Annotated in this window: 12 protein-coding genes; 7 read left to right on the top strand and 5 right to left on the bottom strand. The window is 62.0% G+C overall.

Annotation, left to right across the window (positions count from 1 at the left end; translation table 11 throughout):
* The first annotated feature begins 54 nt into the window (after positions 1-54).
* Both QOV41_RS00390 and QOV41_RS00385 read left to right on the top strand, forming a co-directional pair.
* Positions 55-1,251 carry a class I SAM-dependent RNA methyltransferase gene (locus QOV41_RS00390; RefSeq protein WP_284578778.1) on the top strand — a complete coding sequence of 399 codons (1,197 nt, stop codon included), beginning with the start codon at positions 55-57 and terminating at the stop codon, positions 1,249-1,251.
* Positions 1,252-1,366: 115 nt separating this feature from the next.
* Positions 1,367-1,756 (top strand): DUF2147 domain-containing protein, encoded by a 390-nt coding sequence (locus QOV41_RS00385; protein ID WP_284578777.1) that lies wholly within the window; start codon positions 1,367-1,369, stop codon positions 1,754-1,756.
* Positions 1,757-1,818: 62 nt separating this feature from the next.
* On the opposite strand, the gene QOV41_RS00380 is transcribed toward QOV41_RS00385, so the two are convergent.
* The 4 genes from QOV41_RS00380 to QOV41_RS00365 all read right to left on the bottom strand — a co-directional run bounded on the left by QOV41_RS00380 (position 1,819) and on the right by QOV41_RS00365 (position 5,930).
* On the bottom strand, positions 1,819-2,646 hold the full coding sequence (locus QOV41_RS00380; RefSeq protein ID WP_284578776.1) for a sugar phosphate isomerase/epimerase family protein: 828 nt from the start codon (positions 2,644-2,646) through the stop codon (positions 1,819-1,821).
* On the bottom strand, positions 2,643-3,812 hold the full coding sequence (locus QOV41_RS00375; protein WP_284578775.1) for a dihydrodipicolinate synthase family protein: 1,170 nt from the start codon (positions 3,810-3,812) through the stop codon (positions 2,643-2,645). Before QOV41_RS00375 ends, QOV41_RS00380 begins: the two co-directional genes overlap by 4 nt.
* A 144-nt stretch (positions 3,813-3,956) precedes the next feature.
* Positions 3,957-5,108, bottom strand: coding sequence for a Gfo/Idh/MocA family protein (locus QOV41_RS00370; protein WP_284578774.1), 1,152 nt, complete (start codon positions 5,106-5,108; stop codon positions 3,957-3,959).
* Positions 5,109-5,189: 81 nt separating this feature from the next.
* Positions 5,190-5,930 carry a sulfite exporter TauE/SafE family protein gene (locus QOV41_RS00365; protein WP_284578773.1) on the bottom strand — a complete coding sequence of 247 codons (741 nt, stop codon included), beginning with the start codon at positions 5,928-5,930 and terminating at the stop codon, positions 5,190-5,192.
* A gap of 197 nt (positions 5,931-6,127) precedes the next feature.
* On the opposite strand from QOV41_RS00365, the gene QOV41_RS00360 reads away from it, so the two are divergent.
* From QOV41_RS00360 to QOV41_RS00345, 4 genes are read left to right on the top strand one after another with little or no spacing between them, the layout of a single operon-like run.
* Positions 6,128-7,171: a Bug family tripartite tricarboxylate transporter substrate binding protein gene (locus QOV41_RS00360; RefSeq protein WP_284578772.1), complete on the top strand. Its 1,044-nt coding sequence runs from the start codon at positions 6,128-6,130 to the stop codon at positions 7,169-7,171.
* Between the two features lie 54 nt (positions 7,172-7,225).
* Complete coding sequence (locus QOV41_RS00355) at positions 7,226-7,750, top strand: tripartite tricarboxylate transporter TctB family protein (RefSeq protein WP_284578771.1); 525 nt, start codon at positions 7,226-7,228, stop codon at positions 7,748-7,750.
* Positions 7,751-7,759: 9 nt separating this feature from the next.
* Complete coding sequence (locus QOV41_RS00350) at positions 7,760-9,283, top strand: tripartite tricarboxylate transporter permease (protein ID WP_284578770.1); 1,524 nt, start codon at positions 7,760-7,762, stop codon at positions 9,281-9,283.
* Positions 9,231-9,923: a TetR/AcrR family transcriptional regulator gene (locus QOV41_RS00345; RefSeq protein WP_284578769.1), complete on the top strand. Its 693-nt coding sequence runs from the start codon at positions 9,231-9,233 to the stop codon at positions 9,921-9,923. Before QOV41_RS00350 ends, QOV41_RS00345 begins: the two co-directional genes overlap by 53 nt.
* Here the strand turns inward: QOV41_RS00345 and QOV41_RS00340 are convergent, their stop codons facing one another.
* A complete protein-coding gene (locus QOV41_RS00340; protein WP_284578768.1) occupies positions 9,924-10,847 on the bottom strand; it encodes a LysR family transcriptional regulator in 924 nt (307 codons plus the stop codon).
* A gap of 307 nt (positions 10,848-11,154) precedes the next feature.
* Here QOV41_RS00340 and QOV41_RS00335 point away from each other — a divergent pair, with 307 nt between their 5' ends.
* A complete protein-coding gene (locus QOV41_RS00335; RefSeq protein ID WP_284578767.1) occupies positions 11,155-12,435 on the top strand; it encodes an ABC transporter substrate-binding protein in 1,281 nt (426 codons plus the stop codon).
* Positions 12,436-12,512: the final 77 nt, after the last annotated feature.

Below are 12,512 nucleotides of genomic sequence, written 5' to 3'. Positions count from 1 at the left end.
GGCGGCGAGCGCGATGGCTTGTGCAATCGCGCTCCTCTGGTTACCTCCCAAGCCATGACAATCACCACCACCATCACCAGCCTTGGCCACAAGGGGGAGGGCGTCGCCGAACTCGATGGTCGCAAGGTCTTCGTGCCGCTGGCGCTGCCCGGAGAATTGGTGCGGCTCGATGCCGATGGCGAGCGGGGCACGCTGATCGAAGTGATTGAGCCCGCTGCCAGCCGGATCGAACCGTTCTGTCCGCATTTTCATGCCTGTGGCGGCTGCCAGTTGCAGCATATGGATCGGCCGAGCTACGAGGCGTTCAAAATTGGCCTTGTAGAAACGCCGCTGCGCTTTGCCGGCATCAACGCCAAGGTCGAGCGGTTCATTGATGCTTCTGGTGACGGCCGCCGGCGCGCAACGCTGCATGCCCGCAAGGAAGGCGCCGGCTATATGCGCCTCAAAAGCCATCAGGTGCATCCGATTGATGCCTGCCCCATCCTCGTGCCGGCACTGGTGAAGCGGGCTCCAGAGATCACCCGCGCAGTGCTGAACGCCATTGGCGAGGCCGATGTAAGTTTTACCGCGACGCTGAGCGGGCTCGACGTGGCGGTGCGCACCGAGAAAAAGCACGCCCGGGCTGACCGATTGATGCCGCTGGTAGCGCGCTTTGGCCTCGCCCGGCTGGCGCTCAATGGCGAATTGGTCCTCCAGTCGCAACCACCCCTGATCGCCATGGGTAGAGCGCAGGTCGAGCCGCCGATCGGGAGTTTCCTCCAGGCCACCGAGGCGGCCGAAGCCGTGCTCGCCGACTATGTGGTGGAGGCGGTCGGCAAGGCTAAAAACGTTGCCGATCTCTTCTGCGGCATGGGGCCGTTAACTCTCCGATTGGCAGAAAAACGTCCGGTCTTTGCCGCCGATAGTGATAAGGCCGGCATACTGGCGCTCGACAAAGCCCGGCGGCACGCCAAGGGTCTGCGGGAGATCACCGCCAAGGCCCGCGACCTCTTTCGCGATCCACTCACCCAGTTCGAGCTGCCTTTCGATGCGGTGGTGCTGGATCCGCCCCGTGCGGGTGCAGAAGCCCAAGTCCGGGAGATCGTCCGTTCCAAGGTTGGGCTCGTGGTGATGGTCGCCTGCGATCCGCGTACCTTCGCCCGCGATGCTGCACGACTCGTTCAGGCGGGGTTCAAGCTGGACCGGCTAATCGCAGTGGATCAGTTCGCCCAGTCCGCTCATGTCGAGATCGCAGCCACCTTTTCACGGTGACGGCCTGTTGATCACGTTTGGGCAACCCTTCTGGCAGGCACGCATTCCCCTCTGCGTTCCAACTAAAACCAGAAAGCGGTGGCGTGGGCGGCGCCAACGCAATGGAGAGATTTCAATGAACTTCGTGAAGAACATTCTCGCCGTGGGTGCACTTTGTGCGGCTGCCGCCAGCCCGACTTTCGCGCAGGACGCGGCAACACCCGAAGGCACCTGGCAGGACAAGTGGGGCACCACTTTCACTTTCTCGATGTGTGGTGACGGCACCCAGCTTTGTGGTGTCCTCAATGACATCCAGGGCGATTCCCGCACCGAGGAAAACCTGGCCTTTGTCGACCAGCAGGTCGTGCAGGGCAATCAGGTTGCTCCCAATGAGTGGAAGGGCAACATTGCCCTTAACGGCGGCAACGCAGAGGCGACGGTCGAGCTCGTTGATCCCGACACGATCAGCATCACTGGCTGCCGGGGCATCTTCTGCTCGAGCATCGAATATGAGCGTGTTTCGTAACCGCTACTGAATTCAACAGCAGAGGCCCCGAACTTCGGTTCGGGGCCTTTCTTTATGCGGCGTCAGCAGACAGTGGCGACGCGGTCCTTGATAACGGCGAGCACTTCGTCCCCAGGGCGCTTCCACCAATTGTCCTGGCTGAAGATCTCGACCTCTTGGGGGCCATGAAAGCCGGCCTCTTCGATCATCCGGCGAATGGCTTTGAGGTCAATGACCCCATCGCCCATCATCCCGCGGTCGAGGAGCATATCCTTGGTGGGGACGAGCCAATCACAAATATGGTGCGCAAAGATGCGCTTCATGCGGCCGGCCCGCTCGATGGCGCGCGCCAGATAAGGGTCCCACCACACATGATAGACGTCGATGGCGACGCCGACCGTTTCCCCCAACCCCTCGCAGATGTCGAGCGCCTGATCGATGGTGTTCACGCAGGCTCGGTCGGCTGCATACATGGGGTGGAGCGGTTCGATGGCGATCTTGACGCCCGACGCATTGGCGTGCGGCAGCATGGCGGCAATCCCGTCGCTGACCATCTGCCGGGCGCCTACGATATCCTTTGACGACCCAGGCAGGCCACCCACGACCAGCACCAGACAATCGGCATTGAGTGCGGCCGCCTGGTCGATGGCGCGCAGATTGTCGTCGATCTGGAGCTGCCGGCCCTCGGCGGTTTCGGCTGGAAACATGCCGCCCCGGCAAACGCCGGTCACCTGCAACTTGTTGTCACGAACGATGCGAGCGGCTTCATCGAGCCCAATGGCCTCGATCTGATCCCGCCAGGGGGAGATAGCAGTGATGCCAGCGCGCAAGCACCCATCGACCGCCTCGGCAAAGCCCCACTGAGCACGCGTGGTGGCAAGATTGAGCGAAATGACCGTGTCCGCGCTCATGCCGAAACCCCATGGACCGCCAGCACGTCACCCATGCGGAGCGCTGCCAGTTCGGGATCTGCAAGCACGCGTGCCTGGTCGGCGAGACGGAAGAGTTCGGCCAGGTGCTGCAAGGAGCGGGTCGATTGCTGGCCGCCGATCATCGTGAAATGGTCCTGCAGGCCATTGAGATAGGCCAGGAACACCACGCCCGTCTTATAGAACCGGGTGGGCGCCGCAAAGATATGGCGGCTGAGCGGCACAGTCGGTTCGAGCAGGTCGAAGAACTCGGTGGTGTTGCCCGTCCCCAGGGCCGCCAGGCCAGCCGAGGCCGCCGGTGCGATGGCGTCGAAAATACCCAACAGGGCATGGGAATAGCCCTGGTCGTCGCCGGCGATGAGTTCGGCATAGTTGAAGTCGTCGCCAGTATACATCTTGACCGATGCGGGCAGGCGACGGCGCATGGTGATTTCTTTTTCCGCCGACAAAAGCGAGATCTTGATGCCGTCGACCTTATCGGCATGCGCGGCAATGACGTCGAGGCAGACATCCATGGCTTCGGTGTGGTCGGCCTTGCCCCAATAACCCTCAAGGGCCGGATCAAACATTTCGCCCAGCCAATGCATAACCACGGGCTGCTTCACCTGCGAGAGAATGTGGCCATAGACGCGGGCGTAGTCGTCGGGCGACTTGGCGGCAGCCGCCAGGGCGCGGCTGGCCATCAGGATGACGCGGCCGCCCTGACCTTCGACAAACCCGACCTGCTCTTCATAGGCCTTGATGATCTGGTCGATGGTGACATCGGGGCCCGGGGCGAGATGGTCGGTGCCCGCGCCATAGGCGATCAGGGCATCCTCGCGGGTGCGGGCTTCGAGCTGGGCGCGACGGATCAACTCCTGCGCATCGGTCCAGGTGAGGCCCATGCCGCGCTGGGCGGTGTCCATGGCTTCGGCCACGCCGAGGCCGAGATCCCAAAGCCGGTGGCGGAACTGGAGCGTGGTATCCCAGTCGATCGCCGGGGTGAGCCATGGATCGTTGCTGGCGAGCGGGTCCGCAACGACGTGGGCCGCCGCATAAGCGATGCGCGGGAAGTCGCTGGCCTTGTGTCGGACAAACGGAATGGGTTCGCCCGTCAGCTGATAGGGGCTGATGGAGCGGTCGGCATTGGGCAGGTTGATGATGGTCATGGGCGGGCTTTCCCCTCATCCGGCGCTGCGCGCCCTCTTCTCCCGCAGGGGGAGAAGGGAAGCTGGCGCTCGTTGAAACTCGGACGTCCCCCTCTCCCCGTCGTGGCAGAGGGTGCCCAAAGGGCTGGTGAGGGGGACGCTAGGTCAAAACTCCAGCTTGGGCACGTCGAGCCAGCGACGTTCTGCCCAGCTCTTGAGGCCCAGCTCGGCGAGCTGTACGCCCTTGGCACCGGCCTCGAGCCCATAAGGCCAAGGCGCATCCTCGGCGACATGGCGCAGGAACATTTCCCATTGCGCCTTGAAGCCGTTCTGGGCGGGCCAGTTGTCCGGCACTTCTTCCCAATCGTTGAAGAAGTTCATGGTTTGTGGCTGGTCGGGATTCCACACCGGCTTGGGCGTGTTCACGCGATGCTGCGTCCAGCACTTGTGGAGGCCCGCTACGGCCGAACCATGCGTCCCGTCGACATGGAACGTGACCAGATCGTCACGGCGGACGCGGGTCGTCCAACTCGAATTGATCTGGGCGACAATGCCGCCTTCAAGTTCGAACGTGGCATAGGCCGCGTCATCGGTGTCGGCCTTGAAGCGGTTGCCCTTCTCGTCGACGCGCTCGGGAATGTGCGTGGCACCCAGGCACGAGACCGCCTGCACTTCGCCGAAAAGATTGTCGAGCACATAGCGCCAGTGGCAGAGCATATCGAGAATAATGCCGCCACCGTCGCCCTTGCGGTAGTTCCATGAGGGACGCTGGGCGGGTTGCCAATCGCCCTCGAACACCCAATACCCGAATTCGCCGCGCACCGAGAGGATGTCGCCGAAAAAGCCGCTGTCGCGCAGCATCTTGAGCTTCATCAGGCCGGGCAGGAACAGCTTGTCCTGCACCACCCCGTGCTTGAGACCAGAGGCGCGGGCGGTCTTGGCGAGGTTGACGGCGATCTCGAGGCTGTCCGAGGTCGGCTTCTCGCAATAGACATGCTTGCCGGCCGCCAACGCCTTTTCGATCAGGCTGGCGCGCATCAGCGTGGTGCCGGCGTCAAAGAACACGGTGTCATCGGGATCGGCGAGGGCGGCGTCGAGATCGCTGCTCCAGCGCTTGATGTTGTGCTTTTCAGCCAGGCGCTGGATCTTGTCGGGATCGCGGCCCACGATGATGGGGTCGACCTGCAGACGATCGCCATTGCTGAGCGCGATGCCGCCCTGATCGCGGATCGCCAGGATCGAGCGCACCAAGTGCTGATTGTAACCCATGCGGCCCGTGACCCCATGCATGATGAGGCCAAGTCGTTGCTCTGCCATTCCATTCCCCTCCCGGCGACGGCTTGCTGTGTAACTGGTTAGTTACTTAGCTACATCCAGAAGGCTGGTGTCGTCAAGCGTCTAGAGGCCTAGCACCATTTTGAGGCCGATCAGTCCCAGGAAAACCAGGATCATCCGATCAAAGGCCTTGCGGCTGAGCCGGCCGGCGAGGGCCTGCCCCAAGGGCATGAACAGGAGGATCGGCACCAGTGCGAAGAAGCCTTGGAGCACCCAGTCCGGCCGCATGATGCCAGCGACCCAGAGCGACGGCAGGTGGATGGTAGAAAACACCAGGAACATGGCCGAGACTGCGTAGACATGCGCATCGCGGTCGAGCGTCATGGCATGGATATAGGTGACGCCGATCGGGGCCGAGATGCCGGTCGCCCCTTGGAGGATGCCGCCGCCAACGCCTGTAAAGGGGCTGAGGCGCTTCGCCAGCGAGAGGGTGAGCGTCCAGTGCGGCGCGGCCAAGCGTAGGGCCACATAGAACAGGAGGATTATGCCCAAGGTGAGGATCAGCACCCTTTCGGGAAGGGCGGTCAGTGCCCAGGTGCCGAGGAGAATGCCGACGGCTCCGGCGACGAGGAACACCGGCATGAAGCCCAGTCGCGGGCTCTGCGCCTCTGCTCGGAAGCGCCAGACCTGCCAGGCATTGGTGAGGATCAGGGGGATGGTCATCAGGCCGACCGCGTGTTGGAGCCCAAAAACTGACGTCAGTACTGGGAGCGCGACAAGCGGCAGCCCCATGCCGGTCGCGCCCTTGACCACGGCGCCCGCTGCCAGCGCCGCGAACATCACCAGGATTGCCGACCAGTCCATTTCCGCACCCTCACTGAGCGGTGCCACCGATAGACCGCAGCCAAGTCATTGTCACCTCTGCTTGCGGTTGAAGGGTTCCGCCGCCTGTCACCAGTCGGTTACTTACCGGTTGACAGATGCGCCGGCCGGCCGCAGTCTCACCTGGCGAGCCAGAGCACAATAATAGCCGGCTCCGTCCATAGAGAGGGAGGATCAAGATGAATCGTAAGATGCGGTTTGTCCTTGGAGCAAGTGCATCGGCGCTGCTCCTGGGTACGTCACTGACCATCGCGCAGGAATATGAATGGCAGCCGGACCGGCCGATCAATCTGATCGTGCCGTGGGGCGCCGGTGGTTCAACCGACCAGGTGACCCGCGTCACCGCACCCATTCTGGCCGAGGCGCTCGGCGTCGAAGTCGTGGTGGTCAACCAGCCGGGTGCGTCAGGCGCCATCGGCACCCAGGAAGTGCTCAACGCGCCGCGTGACGGCTACACCTGGACAGCCAATGCCATCGCCAACAACGCCACCTATGCGGTGAGCGGGCTCCTCGAAGACACCGACATCGACGACTGGCACATTTATCTGTCAGTCGCCAATGTGCCGGTGGTGAGCGTGCCCGCCGATAGCGAGTTCGACGATTTCGGTGAATTGCTGGCAGCACTCGAAGAGCGTGGACTAGATATCACCGTTGCCACAGCGGGCATAACCTCCTCGGGCGGTACCGCGATCGCGGCTCTCGCCGACGAAGCCGGTTTTGACTACAACATGATCACCTATGACGGTGGCGGCCCGGCGGCGATTGCGACCGCTTCGGGTGAAGCCATGGTGACCACCCAACTGGCCGTGGAGCAGACTGAACTCATCCGCGGCGGTCGCCTGAAACCACTGGCTGTCCTCTCGGACGAGCCACTGGTGCTCGAGGGCGTTGAACCGGTGCCCCCGATCACCGAGTGGCTGCCCGACATGGAGCTAGCTCCCGACTATTTCGGCATCTTCATTCCCACGGGCGTGCCTGACGAGGTGGTCGCCACCATGGACCGCATCTGGGAAGAAGAGGTGATGAACTCCGAAGAGTTGCGCAACTACGCCGAGACCTTCGGCGCGGTCTTCGCTCCTTCCATGGGTGCGGAAGCGCGTGAGCGCGCCATGCCGGTCGTGATCCTCGAAGCGTGCTCCTCGGTTGCGCGTGGCGAGGCGGCCAACGATCCCTCCACCATCGGTATCGACTGCGAAACGCGGACCGAAGTCGGCACCGATTGATCGACATGGCGGCGGCATTCTTGCCGCCGCTACCTCTCTGACAGCGGCAGACAAATGTTACTCCCCGACCAGCGCGAGCAGGCGATCCGCGCACGTGCCGACTTCCTGACAGCTCTCGTGCTCATCGGCCTGGGGGTGGTCATGTTCTACCTTTCCATCACCATGGATCGGTTGGAGGCCCGCCGCATCAATCCCCTGACCATCCCTGGGCTCGTACCGATGGCGCTGAGTGTAGCACTGGTGCTGTGCGGCAGTTTGCTGGCCTGGCGGTCTTGGCGCCTCGCCGGACCAGGTGGCTGGGGCGGTCTGGGTGAGGCGCTGACGTCCGACGCTGCAAGGCGCGTCTGGGCAATTCTTGGGCTGACCTTCTTCTATACGCTGGTCCTTCTCGGCTGGTTGCCGTTCTGGGCAGCGTCGGCGCTCTTCATCTTTGCTTTCATTGCCCTGTTCGAACTGTACTTCGCCTCGCCACGCAAATCGCTGGTCTCCAGCCTAGCTTGGGCATTGGGTGTGGCTCTCGTTGGGGGCCTCGCCATTCACTATGTCTTCGAACGTATTTTCCTCGTGCGACTGCCTTAAGGACCGACCATGGAAGGCCTGATCCTGCTCGGGCAGGGCATCTCCCAGTTTCTCAATCCCCAGTCCCTGTTCAACGTCATCTGGGCGACGCTGCTGGGCGTAACCATTGGCATCTTGCCGGGGCTGACCGCGACCATGGGCGTGGCGCTGCTCGTAACCCTGACCTATCAGATGCAACCCGACCAGGCGATTTTGACGCTGATGTGCGTCTATCTGGGCGCCATCTATGGTGGCAGCCGCACCGCCATCCTGCTCAACATTCCCGGTACTCCTGCCAATGCTGCCGCAGCCCTCGATGGGCACCCGCTGGCGCAGCAGGGCAAGGCGGGTCTCGCCATGGGCCTGGCAACCACGGCTTCGTCGTTGGGAACATTGGTCGGTATTTTCTTTCTGGCATTGATCGCACCGCTTCTCTCCGAGGCAGCGCTGCGCTTTGGAACCTGGGAGTTTTTCTGGCTCGCCATTTTCGGCGTCATCATCTCGGGCCAGATGAGCGGCAGCGACACGCCCCTCAAGGGCTACATCGCTGGCATCCTGGGCCTGTCGGTGGCGATGATCGGCATGGAGACCTTGCACGCTCACCAGCGCTTCACCTTCGGCGTGTCCGCACTGGGTGGCGGCGTGGATCTCATCCCCGCCATGGTGGGCGCCTTTGGATTTGCCGAGATCCTGTCTTCGATGAAGCGCAACTCCAGCGGCGTTATAGCTGCGGTCAATGACCGCGTGGTGCCCAAACTGCGCGAGGTGTTTCAGTATTGGCGCACCATCATTCGGTCCGGCATCATCGGCACCTTTGTAGGGATCATCCCAGGCGTTGGTGAGGATGTTGGGTCCTGGACCTCTTACGCCGCGGCCAAGCGCGCGTCCAAAAAGCCCGAGGAGTTCGGCAAGGGCAGCCAGGAAGGATTGATCGCCGCCGAGACGGGTGACAACGCGGTGGTCTCAGCGGCGATGATCCCCACTTTGACCCTGGCGCTGCCAGGATCTGCCGCCGCAGCCGTCTTGATCGCCGCCATGTATATTCACGGCGTGCGGCCAGGACCGATGCTGATGGTGGAGAACCCGTCCTTCCTCTATCAGGTCGTGGCCATGCTGCTGCTGGCGACCCTGGCCAATCTGATCTTTGGGTTGTCCCTGACCAAACTTTTCATCCAGGTGCTGCGGGTGCCGCGCGAGCGGCTGATGGCGGTGATTTATGTGCTCTGTGTGGTTGGCAGTTTCGCAATCACCCAGCGCATGTTCGACGTCTATGTGATGCTGGCCTTCGGCGTTATCGGGTTCATCCTGCGCGAAATGAAGTATCCCATGGCGCCCCTGGTGCTCGGCATCATCCTGGGCGATTTGCTCGACCTCAACCTGCGACGTGGGCTGATGCTGACCAATGGGGATCCGAGCCCATTCTTTACCCGTCCGATCAGTGCTGTTATTGCGCTGGTCGTTTTCACAGTCATCCTTATGTCCATTCCGGCGGTAAACAGGCGTGTCAGAGCCATCTTCAGTCGCGGTGGCGCGGACGCGGCAGCCAAAGGCTGACCCCAGTTCGCCCAAGCGATCGCGCAATTCGGCCAAGACGAAAGCGGCTATCCTTGTCGCTGGCCGGGCCGAGTTCGCCGAGCGGGGCTTCGAGGGCGCGCGGGTGGATGCCATTGCCGAGCGGGCGGGCGCCAACAAGCGTCTGCTCTACCATTATTTCGGCAACAAGGAGGACCTCTATCGCGCCGTGCTGCTGGACGCCTATGGCGAGATCAGGCGAGGCGAGCGGGCCTTGAGCCTTGACCAATATGACCCCGTGCAGGCCATGGACCGGCTGGTGCGGTTCACCTTCCGGCACTTCCTCGCCAATCCGTGGTTTCCCCGCCTCTTGGGCACAGAAAACATCGAGAACGCCCGGTTCCTGAAGACCATGCCCGACATCAAGGCGCTGCATTCGCCGCTGGTGGGGCAGATCACCACCATTGTGGAGCGGGGTGCTGACGCCGGTGTGTTCCGGCGCGATGTCGACCCGGTGCAGCTTTATATCTCCATTGCGGCGCTCGGCTTTTTTTATGTCTCCAACATGGCAACGCTCTCGGTGATCTTCGACCGCGATCTCGCTGGAGTCGCGATGGTGCAGGAGCGGGAAGCGCAGGCGGTGCAGATGGTGCTCGATTATCTCCGCACCAAGCCAAGCTAGTCAGCTCAGCGGCGGCAAGACCTTTTCCGCAGCGCGCTGCAACCAGGCGATCAGTTCGGACACGCGAGGGTCTTCGGCGCGCTCCGCCAGCACATATATGCCGATATTGCTCTGCCGGGTTGGCTCCGTAACCACAACACGCGCCAGGCCGCGCTGGCGGAACTCCGCCTCCATGACCTCGGTGTGGCTGAGCACCGCATTGGTGCGCTCGACATAATCGAGGCAGGCGGCGAGTGAATTGGATGCAAAGGCATATTTGCCCTGATCAAACGCTGCACTGGCGGCCGTTGTCCGGCTCCACGTCTCGAAAAAGCGCTGGTGCCGGATTTCGGGCATGGAACTGGTGACAGCGGGATAGATCTCGATCTCGCTCAAGGACCGAGATTGCGTAAGGAGTGGATGCCCCGCGCGCACGAAATAGCCAAGACCAACCCGGCTCAACGGAAGGAAGCGCGCGCCGGTGCTGCGGTTGAGCCCCTCGATCTCGTGCGCGACGAAAAGGGATATGTCGCCCGAGAGCAATTGGTCCATGCAGCGGAGTTGGTTGCCCAGGCTCACATGGATGCGGGCGCTCGGGTATTGACCGGAATAGTCCACCACCATGTCGCGGATAAAGAGGGTCCACCACGAATAGCCGGACCCGATGGATAGGCCCTGCTCAGTGCGACCACGCTGGTGCTCGATCGTCTTGAGCGTGTTGTCGTAGAGGCGGCGCATGAGGCGGGCGTTCTGGTAGAGCGTTTCGCCATACGCCGTAAGCTCGACCCCGCGCGAGGAACGCACCAATAGCGGCACGCCCATGGTCTCCTCGAGCTTGCGCATGTTAAAGGTAAGCGTGGGCTGGGTGACGAACAGCGCCGTTGCTGCGCCACTGATGCTGCCGGCCTCAGCCACTGCGAGAAACTGCGTCAGCAACTTGTCCATGCGTCCCCTCCTGCAAAAGCGCCGGCCATAGATACCATCTATATTGCATGGGCAATTTCGTATTTTTCTTTTTGCTCTGCTTCGATCAAGCTCCGTTGATAAAGCGCTGCGGCACAATCGGGCAGAAGATCCGAAGTACCCGCAGCTTATGAGGAATTTCGAACGGCGGGGCTACCATACAAGATTGTTGCTCGCTTCGAGCTTGTATGCTACGCCTTGTAACTGGTTGGTGACTTAGCGGCGGGGAGGCTGTCTTGGTTGCACAAGTTCCCGCCGGGAAGACCACATGTTCATGGGAGGAAAATACATGACAATTCGTATCGATCGACGTCAGTTTCTGATGGGCAGTTCGGCGCTTGCCGCTGTCGGCGCTTTTGGCGTTGTCCCAGCCTGGGCGCAGAGTACCGATCTTCGGCTGATCTTCTGGGGCGGCCAGGATCGTGCCGACCGCACCTATCGGGTGACCGATCTCTACGACGAGGCTAATGTCGAAGGAGAGTTCCTCTCCTGGAACGACTACTGGCCTAAGCTGGCGACCCAGACTGCGGGCGGCAACGCGCCCGACATCATCCAAATGGACTATCGCTACATCGTTGAATACGCCAACCGTAACGCCATTGCGCCGTTGGACGATTATGTAGGCGGCGTGCTGGACGTCTCCGACTTCGACGAAGACCAGCTCGAGGCCGGCAAGGTCAACGGCAAGCTCTATGGCATCTCCCTCGGCGCTAACACCGTGGCCACGCTGGTGAACACGGCAGCCTTCGAGGAAGCCGGCATCGAGCCGCCGACCAGTGACTGGACCTATGATGACATCATGGAAAAGGGCAAGGCTTTCGCGGAAGCCAATATCCGTAACGGGATGAAGATGATGCCCGACAACTCGGGTACCGAGCCGATGCTCGACAACTGGCTGCGTCAGCAGGGCAAGTCGCTCTACACCGCTGATGGGCAACTCGGCTTCACGGCTGAGGACATGACCAACTGGTTCACCATGTGGAACGACTTCCGCGAAGCCGGTGTGATCGTTAGCCCTGAAGATCAGGCGCTCGATACCGGCCCGCTGGAAACCACCATGCTGGTGCTCAACAAGTCGGCTTTGATGCCGTCCAACTCCAACCAGCTCGTCGGCTACCAGGCTCTCATGCAGGACCGCTTGGATATGATCGGCTACCCACGCTTTGCCGAAGGCGTCGGCGGGGGTCACTACCGCAAGCCGTCCATGTTCTTCTCGGTTGGCAACAACAATCCCGAAGCGGCTGCGGCCTTCGTCAACTTCGTCGTCAACGACGTGGAAGCTGGCAAAATCCTGGGTGTCGAGCGCGGTGTGCCGGTTTCCCAGAGCGTCCGTGAAGCCGTTGCGCCAACGCTGGACGAGCAGAACCAGATCGCGCTCAACTTCGTGTCGAACCTGGGCGACCTGCTTGGGCCGCTGCCGCCGCCGCCGCCGGCCGCTGCCGGCGAGATCGACATCTCGCTGCTGCGTACGCTGAGCCAGGAAGTGGCCTTCGGCGCCCGCTCTCCAGAGGATGCTGGCCAGTACTTCGTCGACGAAGCCACTGCCATCCTGAACCGCGCGGCTAGTTAAAACCAGACTGCGCGCTCCAGGCCCTGGGGCGCGCAGTTCGTTTCCGACGATTTTCTTGGTGACGTCATGACCTTCTT

The organism is Devosia sp. RR2S18 (assembly GCF_030177755.1).
GTDB lineage: Bacteria > Pseudomonadota > Alphaproteobacteria > Rhizobiales > Devosiaceae > Devosia > Devosia rhizosphaerae.
This window is presented reverse-complemented; position numbering and strand designations above follow the sequence as displayed.

Excerpts from the sequence above, each read along its gene's own strand:
- QOV41_RS00390 (WP_284578778.1), top strand. The coding sequence starts at position 55 with ATGACAATCACCACCACCATCACCAGCCTTGGCCACAAGGGGGAGGGC.
- QOV41_RS00385 (WP_284578777.1), top strand. The coding sequence starts at position 1,367 with ATGAACTTCGTGAAGAACATTCTCGCCGTGGGTGCACTTTGTGCGGCT.
- QOV41_RS00380 (WP_284578776.1), bottom strand. The coding sequence starts at position 2,646 with ATGAGCGCGGACACGGTCATTTCGCTCAATCTTGCCACCACGCGTGCT.
- QOV41_RS00375 (WP_284578775.1), bottom strand. The coding sequence starts at position 3,812 with ATGACCATCATCAACCTGCCCAATGCCGACCGCTCCATCAGCCCCTAT.
- QOV41_RS00370 (WP_284578774.1), bottom strand. The coding sequence starts at position 5,108 with ATGGCAGAGCAACGACTTGGCCTCATCATGCATGGGGTCACGGGCCGC.
- QOV41_RS00365 (WP_284578773.1), bottom strand. The coding sequence starts at position 5,930 with ATGGACTGGTCGGCAATCCTGGTGATGTTCGCGGCGCTGGCAGCGGGC.
- QOV41_RS00360 (WP_284578772.1), top strand. The coding sequence starts at position 6,128 with ATGAATCGTAAGATGCGGTTTGTCCTTGGAGCAAGTGCATCGGCGCTG.
- QOV41_RS00355 (WP_284578771.1), top strand. The coding sequence starts at position 7,226 with ATGTTACTCCCCGACCAGCGCGAGCAGGCGATCCGCGCACGTGCCGAC.
- QOV41_RS00350 (WP_284578770.1), top strand. The coding sequence starts at position 7,760 with ATGGAAGGCCTGATCCTGCTCGGGCAGGGCATCTCCCAGTTTCTCAAT.
- QOV41_RS00340 (WP_284578768.1), bottom strand. The coding sequence starts at position 10,847 with ATGGACAAGTTGCTGACGCAGTTTCTCGCAGTGGCTGAGGCCGGCAGC.
- QOV41_RS00335 (WP_284578767.1), top strand. The coding sequence starts at position 11,155 with ATGACAATTCGTATCGATCGACGTCAGTTTCTGATGGGCAGTTCGGCG.